The 1,703-nt window shown below is 33.1% G+C and carries 2 protein-coding genes; one reads left to right on the plus strand and one right to left on the minus strand.

Features of this window, described 5'->3' with window-relative positions:
* Positions 1 to 20: 20 nt before the first annotated feature.
* Positions 21 to 1,313 (minus strand): MATE family efflux transporter, encoded by a 1,293-nt coding sequence (locus ACZQCL_RS09300; protein WP_337930273.1) that lies wholly within the window; start codon positions 1,311 to 1,313, stop codon positions 21 to 23.
* A gap of 56 nt (positions 1,314 to 1,369) precedes the next feature.
* Here ACZQCL_RS09300 and ACZQCL_RS09305 point away from each other — a divergent pair.
* A partial coding sequence (locus ACZQCL_RS09305) for a helix-turn-helix domain-containing protein (RefSeq protein ID WP_482482993.1) occupies positions 1,370 to 1,703 on the plus strand: 334 nt, incomplete at its 3' end.

Genomic DNA, 1,703 nt, shown 5'->3' on the forward strand with positions numbered 1-1,703 from the left:
GTATAGTTGATTCCTTTTTTTTATATTTTTCTTTGTGTTTTTAAATCATATAGGGCAATACCTAAACAGAAGATTTCAGAGACGGTACAACTGATCCAAATTCCATTTTCCTTTAATAATGTAGTACAAACAAATAGAGATAATAAGACAAAGAGAATGCCACGAGAAATCGAAAGCACAAAGGCTTTTCTTGGCTCTTCTAAAGCAACCATGTAGCCGCTTGTGATCACGACATGTCCCATAATCAAGAAGACAAAGCTAAATTGACGTAGCGCTATAATGGTATTAAAGTAATTTTCTGTATTTACTGGAATAAAAGCAGCCGTGATATTTGGTGCAAACACTTCTACAATTAAGAATAATATAACTCCAGCACAAGAGACTAAAACACGTGCATATTTATGAAAAGTTGAAACGGCATTTTTATCGCTTCGACCATAATAATAACTAACTAAAGGCTGAGTTCCTTGACTGGTTCCAACCATCACCATCAATACTAAGTTATAGATATACATCAATACAGTAAAAGTAACAAGTCCATCCGTACCAAGTAATTGGTTGATGCGATAATTAAATACTGTAATCATAATGCCTGGAGAGATTTCAGAAATACAATCGGGGAGGCCTAAAGATAAAATTCTAGAATATTCATGCCAAGGATAGTTTGCCTTCACAAAATGGAAATGCGATTTGTGGCTAAACGAAAAATGATAAAAGAAGAAACAGAAAGTCACAAGTTGAGATAAACCTGTAGCTAAGGCAGCACCACCAATTCCCATGTTAAAAGTTCCCATAAATAAAGGGTCAAGAATTAAGTTTGTGCCAGCTCCTAGACAAATACCCATTATGGATTTTTGGGGGAAGCCATCGGCCTTTAAAAGGACTTCGAAACAATAGGATACAATATAAAAGAAGGAGAAGCAGGATAATACTTTGATGTATGTATCTGTATAAAAAAACACATCTTCGTTTGCACCTAAAAATTCTGTGATGTGATGTGAGTTTATAAAAGATAAAATCGCAATACATAAAGCTACACATGAAATTGTGATGGTATTCATTGTGAATACTTCATGCATTTTTCTTTCTTCATTCGCACCTCGATAAATGGACATCACTGTACTCGATCCAATCGCAAATAAGACTCCAATGGAGAAAATGGTTGTGACATATGGACTTGCCACGTTTATGGAAGCTAATGCCGTATCGCCTTCATAGTGAGCAACGAATATACCGTCAACTAAGGTATATAGATTAAAGATAACCATCGAACATATGGATGGTATGACAAATTTAAGATATTGTTTCAACATAAAATCACCAATTTAAGTGTAAACCTTGGTATAATACTAAGGTCAAGGATGGCAATATGAAAAAGTATTATAAAATCAATGAAATCGCAAAATTATACAATATTAAAACAGACTCTTTAAGATACTATGAAGAAGTAGGTTTAATTTGTCCAATGCGATCAAAATCAAATTATCGATTATACACACTGAATGATATCTATATTTTAAACATTATTCGAGATTGTTTAAAATTAGGGTATGATACACATCAAATCAAGGAATATTTAGACAATCGAAGCGTAAATAATACAATTGTGTTTTTAAAAGAGGAAGAGAAGTTGATTCAAAGACAGATTCAAGAATTGAACACGAAACTACTTTCGATTCAAACTCGAATCATAGATTTAGATC

It is taken from the genome of Holdemanella sp., assembly GCF_056804935.1.

Bases quoted from the DNA above. Each gene is read 5' to 3' on its own strand.
- ACZQCL_RS09300 (WP_337930273.1), bottom strand. From the start codon at position 1,313: ATGTTGAAACAATATCTTAAATTTGTCATACCATCCATATGTTCGATG.